The sequence below is a fragment of the Marinobacter excellens LAMA 842 genome (assembly GCF_001574445.1).
Lineage (GTDB): Bacteria > Pseudomonadota > Gammaproteobacteria > Pseudomonadales > Oleiphilaceae > Marinobacter > Marinobacter shengliensis.
In genome coordinates this window covers 1-6,705 of the sequence record NZ_LOCO01000006.1, presented here as the reverse complement: position 1 = coordinate 6,705, position 6,705 = coordinate 1, and the positions used below count along the sequence as shown (strand labels likewise).

Below are 6,705 nucleotides of genomic sequence, written 5' to 3'. Positions count from 1 at the left end.
GGCGCCGGCACCGTCGAATTCCTGTACGACGTGGACGGCTCTTTCTTCTTTATGGAAATGAACACCCGCCTGCAGGTGGAACACCCGGTCACCGAAATGGTCACCGGCCAGGATCTGGTGGAATGGCAGCTGAAAGTGGCCTGGGGCGAGCCCCTGCCATTGGAACAATCCCAGGTAAAAACCCGGGGCCATGCCCTGGAAGCGCGCATCTACGCCGAAGACCCGGACCAGGACTTCCTGCCCGCCACCGGCAACCTGCGCTACCTGAGCACCCCGGATGAAAGCGCCCACGTGCGGGTGGATACCGGCGTCACCGAAGGCGACGACATCAGCATCCACTACGACCCGATGATCGCCAAACTCATCGTGTGGGATGAAACCCGGGACCAGGCCATCAACCGCATGGTCCAGGCCCTGGAGCATTACCGCATCGCCGGCGTGAAAACCAATATCCGCTTCCTGCACGCCCTGGCCGACGCCCAGCCGTTCCGGGAAGCGGACCTGACCACCGGCTTTATCGACGACCACCGGGACCTGCTGTTCCCGAAATCCAGGCTGGATACCCACAAAGCCCTGGTACTGGCCGCCGGCTTTGTGCTGGAGCAACGCAAATCCCGGGAAGTGATCAGCACAGACCCCTGGTCGCCCTTCGCCCGCCAGAACAGCTGGCGCATGAACTCCGAATACGCCCAGCCGCTGCAGTTACAGGTAGGCGACGACATCCACGACCTGAAAATTCTGGAGCGCGACGACCGCTACCAGGTGTACGTGGGCGGCAGCGTGTACAACCTCACCATGCGCCTGGACGACGACTACCTGCAAGCAGTGATTAACGGCCACCGCATCAGCGTTCACGGCAACCTGTACAACGACCAGCTGGTGCTCTTCTACGAAGGCGACACCTTCAACTGCACCCTCTACAAAGAAAGCTACGGCTTTGAAGAAATGGCCGGCGAAGGCAGCCTGGCCGCGCCCATGAACGGCGCCATCGTGGCGGTACAGGCCAAAGTCGGCGACAAGGTAAAAGCCGGCCAGAGCCTGGTGATCATGGAAGCCATGAAAATGGAACACGCCATCAAAGCCCCGGCCGACGGAGTCGTCACCGAGATCTTCTTCGCCGAAGGCGACCAGGTGTCCGAAGGTGCCGAATTGATCGCCATTGAAGTGACGGAAGAGGAGGCAGGCTGATGGCCTTTCCCAAACAGGTGCGCCTGGTTGAGATGAGCCCCCGGGACGGCCTGCAGAACGAGCCCGGCGCGGTGATTGCCACCGCCATCAAAACCGGCCTGATCGACCGCCTGGCCGACTGCGGCCTGAGCCACATCGAAGCCGCCAGCTTTGTGTCGCCCAAATGGGTGCCACAAATGGCCGATGCAGCAGACGTGATGGCCGGCATCACCCGCAAACCCGGCGTACGCTACTCCGCCCTCACCCCGAACCTGAAAGGCTTCGAGGGTGCCCTGGCCGCGAAAGCAGATGAAGTCGCCGTATTCGGCGCCGCCTCCGAAAGCTTCACCAAAAAGAACATCAACTGCACCATCGCCGAAAGCCTCGAACGCTTCGCCCCGGTGCTGGAAGAAGCCCGCAAACACGGCATCCCCGTGCGCGGCTACGTCTCCACCGTCATGGGCTGCCCCTACGAAGGCGACATCGCCCCGGCACAAGTCGCCACCGTGGCCAAAGCCCTGTACGACATGGGCTGCCACGAAATCTCCCTGGGCGACACCATCGGCGTAGGCACCCCGCTAAAAGCCAAACGCATGCTCGAAGCCGTCGCCGCCCACGTACCCATGGACAAACTCGCCGCCCACTTCCACGACACCTACGGCCAGGCCCTGGCCAACCTGTATGCGGTGCTGGAAGAAGGCGTCTCGATCATCGACGCCTCCGCCGCCGGCCTCGGCGGCTGCCCCTACGCCAAAGGCGCCTCCGGCAACGTCGCCACAGAAGACGTGCTATACCTGCTTAACGGCCTAGGCATCAACACCGGCGTGGATCTGAACAAACTGGTCGCCACCGGCGACTGGATCAGCAGCCAACTGAACCGCCACAACGGCTCAAAAGTCGGCCAGGCATTAGGCGGAAACTGCCAATGATCGAAGTGGAGGGCGGGTACTCCTTCCCGGGACTGTCTGCAGCATGGATGCTGCAGTCAAGCGTACAAGGACGTATTCACAGCGTGTCCCGGGAAGGAGTACCCGCCCTCCACCACACAGAATCAAGCAGGCTAGGAGCCCAAAAATGAGCAACAAAAACGTAGTGGCCCTCGATCTCCCCATCCCGGAGATCAGCGACATGCCCGAAGACACCCAAAAGTACTTCCAGATCTGCCAGGAAAAACTCGGCATGATCCCCAACGTACTCACCGCCTACAGCCACAACCTCAAACAGCTCGAAGGCTTCACCCGCCTCTACAACGAACTCATGCTCGGCGAAAGCGAACTCAGCAAACTCGAGCGGGAAATGGTGGCCGTGGTCGTCTCCTCAGAGAACAAATGCTTCTACTGCCTGGTCGCCCACGGTGCCGCCGTGCGGGTACTGAGCGACGACCCGGCCCTGGGCGAACACATGGTGATGAACTACCGCAGCGCCAAACTCGACCAGCGCCAGCGCGCCATGCTCGATTTCGCCTCCCTGCTCACCCGCACACCCGCCCTGGTGACCGAAGAACACACCCAGGCCCTGCGAGACGCCGGCCTGAGTGACCGGGGCATCTGGGACCTGAGCAACCTGATCGGCTTTTACAATATGAGTAACCGCGTGGCCATCGCCAGCGACATGCAACCCAACCCGGAATACCACAGCCAGAGTCGCTAGCAAGTGCATTGACTTGCCAGCCCTCAACTACAAAAACAAATGGAGGCAGAGACATGAGCAAGACTCTACCGAGCTACACCAGCAGCACCGCCGACAAACCGCTACTGGGCATGACCATCGGCGATATGCTCGACCGCACCGCCGAGAGATTCCCCAACAACGACGCCCTGGTATGCCTGCACCAGGACATCCGCTGGACCTACAAAGAGTTCGTTGAAACGGTCAACGAAGCCGCTCGCGCCTTTATGGCCATCGGCGTCAAACGCGGCGACCGGGTAGGCATCTGGTCTCCCAACCGGTATGAGTGGACCGTTACCCAGTTCGCCACCGCCAAAGTGGGCGCCATTCTGGTGAACATCAACCCGGCCTACGGCGTGCACGAACTGCAATACGCCCTCAACCTGGCCGGCATCACCACCCTGGTCACCGCAGACAGCTTCAAAGCCTCCAACTACCGGGAAATGATCTACGAGCTGGCACCGGAACTAAAACGCAGCGCACCAGGCAAACTCAAAGCCGATCACCTGCCAGACCTGCGCGCCGTGATCAACATGCACGACGACAAGCACGACGGCATGTGGACCTGGAAAGAGTTCATCGGTTTTGCCAGCCAAGTGTCCGAAGCCGATCTCAGCCAACGCCAGAGCGAGCTGCAGTTTGATGACCCCATCAACATCCAGTTCACCTCCGGCACCACCGGCAACCCCAAAGGCGCCACCCTCACCCACCACAACATCCTCAACAACGGCTACTTTGTAGGTGAAAGCCAGCGCCTGACCGAGAACGACCGCCTGGTTATCCCCGTACCCCTGTACCACTGCTTCGGTATGGTGATGGGCAACCTGGGCTGCATTACCCACGGCACCGCCATGATCTACCCGGGCGAAGGCTTTGACCCGAAAACCGTACTGCAGGCCGTGCACCAGGAAAAAGCCACCGCCCTGTACGGCGTGCCCACCATGTTCATCGCCGAACTGGCCGACCCGGAGTTCGACAGCTACGACCTTTCCACCCTGCGCACCGGCATCATGGCTGGCTCCATCTGCCCGGCGGAAGTGATGAAAAAGGTCAACGGCAAGATGAACATGAAGGAAGTGCAGATTGCCTACGGCATGACCGAAACCAGCCCGGTCTCCACGCAGACCAGCTCCGAAGACCCGTTCGAGAAGCAGGTGACCACCGTGGGCCGCACCCAGCCCCACCTGGAAACCAAGATTGTCGACCCCGGCACCGGCAACGTGGTGCCCCGTGGCGAAATTGGCGAACTCTGCACCCGTGGCTACAGCGTGATGCTGAAGTACTGGAACAACGAAGAGAAAACCCGTGAAGCCATAGACGACGGCGGCTGGATGCACACCGGCGACCTGGCCACCATGGACGAAGACGGCTACATCCAGATCGTCGGCCGCATCAAAGACATGGTGATTCGCGGCGGCGAGAACATCTACCCGAAAGAAATCGAAGAATTCCTCTACACCCACCCCGCCATCGAAGACGTGCAGGTAACCGGCATACCCGATGAAAAATACGGCGAAGAACTGATCGCCTGGGTAAAACTGCGCCCAGACACAGACCCGGTAACCGGTGAGGACTTGCAGGCATTCTGCAAAGGCAAAATCGCTCACTTCAAAATCCCCAAGAACTACAAGTTTGTGGATGCCTTCCCGATGACCGTGACCGGGAAGATTCAGAAGTTCAAGATGCGGGAGATTTCGATTGAGGAAATGGGGTTGAAGAAGTAACCGACCTTCTTACAGCATCACTCCGGCCCAGAGTCACACTGGGCCGGCCTCCCTTCCCGGCTGTATACGCCAGAGTTCAAACAGGGCGTGTGCCACTGCAAATTCACGGTCGATAGTGGAAATAGACGACAACTGTCGTAAAACTCTGTGAACGTGGTCTCTCTTGGCTTGTAACCTAATGAAAATCATGGAATAGTCAGAACGTTAAATTGTAAATAGGCGCTCCACTGATTCGGGGAAACACCGACAACTGGCGCTTATTTCTCGGTGCGTCATATTTGGTGGGCCGGTAGTAGTTTGATTTTGAAAATAATTTGATGAATGACCTTCCTAGTGCCTCGGGATAAGCGCATTTTGGATAGCTGTAATTTGTCGTTGAATTAGCTGTTATTGGCTTCCGCTACTGAGGGAACATGAAGCAACCTGATAACGATTGGCGGATGGATGATTTTGTCACTCTTGCTAAAGACTGGCGCTCGCCTTGGTCTGGCCAGTTAGTTCCGAAAGGTAGTCAGATCACGAAGGTATCTGTTGCTCAGCTAACAAAGAAAAAAATGGTCCGTATTACGCTCCCAAATGCCACCGCACTTTTTTTGAGCGCGTCACGGAGGTCTTGGGAAAGCGCTCGGAGCATAAGAGAGCACTCGAAAATTGACCGTTCCATCAAATCAGAGGTCGCTTTCGATACCACTTCCGATTCATTCGACTACTTAGAGCAAGTGATGGAGTCGATAGTAATGGCCTTCACTGCTCTCGAAGCATTTGTAAATGAGCTAATTCCGGATGATTTTGTTTATCACACGCACAAAAGAAGTGAGATCGTCCTTGAGCGGATGAAAAAATCAGAGATTGAGAGGTTCTTGTCGTTGGACGAGAAGCTTTCGAAAGTCCTTCCAGAGGCGCTGAACGTGGAGTCACCAAAAGGAACGAAGTGCTGGAAAGGATTTGTAAAGCTCAAGCGCGTGCGGGACAGAATCATCCACATGAAGAAAGATGATCGCCGGTCGTCAGGTCCAGATATTCCGACACTATGGCATGAACTTTTCAGAGTTGAGCCACCCTTTCGTCAGGCAAAGGACATTTGCGACTTTTTTGTTCGCAGGCTCAACGTGGCCCCAAGGTGGGTGGATGAGTATCCAAGCAAATAACAAATCGCAGCAGTACGCGGCCGGTGGCCGCCGGACGTCCCTGACGGGCCGCCGCTGTGCTCCGCGTTAAGCGTAAGAAGGAGATGATTCTTGGCAGACGGAGTTGAGCTAAGAAAGCAGATTGATAGCGAGCACGTTAGAGCACTACTTTTGGTAAACGGTGGTGGTGCAGTGGCTTTGCTCGCTTTATTGCCAGCTATTATTGGCAAAGTTGAGTTCCTTCCGCTTTTTAAGGCTGCGCTGTGGGGATTCGTGTTTTTTCAAGTTGGTCTTATTGCAGCATTGCTCCATAACCGCTATCGAAGGATCTGTTCCCTAGAGTTTGATAGGCACGACGGCAGGCCTCCAACGTGCAAAACATTTCCGTTTGCTTTGCTTCCCCTAAAAGTTGACGGTTCTTGCGTGTGTCGTGCATCTGTTTTTTTCATGTGGGTATCAACGGCAGCGTTCTTGTGCGCTGGTGTAGCGATTATCTGGGGTGGTTTCAACGTTGCTGCGGGATTCGAGTCTGTCCCTTGCATCGAAGGTGCGAGTTAGGCCCGCTTAACCAGTCAATCAAGTTCGTTCCCGGCCTAGCGGCCGTCCACCGGACGCCCTAGTCGGGCGCCGCTTATCATTGGCGTTAATGGCCAAGGCCTCGGAAGGATTCAGGCAGTAAAGCAGGGAGTTGCTTTCAAGTGTTTACCACCGTCCAGCTCGTCTCCCCGCAAAACACTGCAAAATCTGAAAGCTTCGTGTTCTGGTTCCTCGCGCCATGGACTAGTGTGAGTGCAAGCTGTATTGCAGAGGGCATTCGGGTTTGGGTTCCAGGAATGAACCGCCGGGTAACCGGCCATTAACAAGGCGCATCAGTACGTGGCCTACGGCCACCGGACGCCACTGTCGTGGCGCCGCTGTGCTTCAGCGTTAACACTCAGGGAGATCGACCATGAAATGGGCATTTATTGATTATGAGAATGTCGGAAGTCTGGGCAAGGTCGATCTTTCGAGCTATGAAC

General features: G+C 57.0%; 6 protein-coding genes. All 6 read left to right on the top strand.

Going from position 1 to position 6,705, the window contains the following annotated elements:
• On the top strand, positions 1 to 1,188 hold a 1,188-nt coding region (locus tag J122_RS07130; protein ID WP_319822990.1), incomplete at its 5' end, for a biotin/lipoyl-containing protein.
• The gene (locus J122_RS07125; RefSeq protein WP_061331655.1) at positions 1,188 to 2,096 is read left to right on the top strand and encodes a hydroxymethylglutaryl-CoA lyase; all 909 of its coding nucleotides are present in this window, start codon (positions 1,188 to 1,190) and stop codon (positions 2,094 to 2,096) included. The genes J122_RS07130 and J122_RS07125, both read left to right, overlap by 1 nt.
• A gap of 145 nt (positions 2,097 to 2,241) precedes the next feature.
• Positions 2,242 to 2,817 (top strand): peroxidase-related enzyme, encoded by a 576-nt coding sequence (locus tag J122_RS07120; protein WP_061331654.1) that lies wholly within the window; start codon positions 2,242 to 2,244, stop codon positions 2,815 to 2,817.
• A 53-nt stretch (positions 2,818 to 2,870) separates the two neighbouring features.
• The gene (locus J122_RS07115) at positions 2,871 to 4,559 is read left to right on the top strand and encodes an AMP-binding protein (protein ID WP_082780528.1); all 1,689 of its coding nucleotides are present in this window, start codon (positions 2,871 to 2,873) and stop codon (positions 4,557 to 4,559) included.
• 413 nt (positions 4,560 to 4,972) lie between these two features.
• A complete protein-coding gene (locus J122_RS07110) occupies positions 4,973 to 5,707 on the top strand; it encodes a hypothetical protein (protein ID WP_061331653.1) in 735 nt (244 codons plus the stop codon).
• Between the two features lie 90 nt (positions 5,708 to 5,797).
• Complete coding sequence (locus J122_RS07105; RefSeq protein WP_061331652.1) at positions 5,798 to 6,244, top strand: hypothetical protein; 447 nt, start codon at positions 5,798 to 5,800, stop codon at positions 6,242 to 6,244.
• The last annotated feature ends 461 nt before the right edge of the window (positions 6,245 to 6,705 follow it).

What these genes read in the sequence shown, in the direction of transcription:
- J122_RS07125 (WP_061331655.1), top strand. Translation starts at nt 1,188, where the DNA reads ATGGCCTTTCCCAAACAGGTGCGCCTGGTTGAGATGAGCCCCCGGGAC.
- J122_RS07120 (WP_061331654.1), top strand. Translation starts at nt 2,242, where the DNA reads ATGAGCAACAAAAACGTAGTGGCCCTCGATCTCCCCATCCCGGAGATC.
- J122_RS07115 (WP_082780528.1), top strand. Translation starts at nt 2,871, where the DNA reads ATGAGCAAGACTCTACCGAGCTACACCAGCAGCACCGCCGACAAACCG.
- J122_RS07110 (WP_061331653.1), top strand. Translation starts at nt 4,973, where the DNA reads ATGAAGCAACCTGATAACGATTGGCGGATGGATGATTTTGTCACTCTT.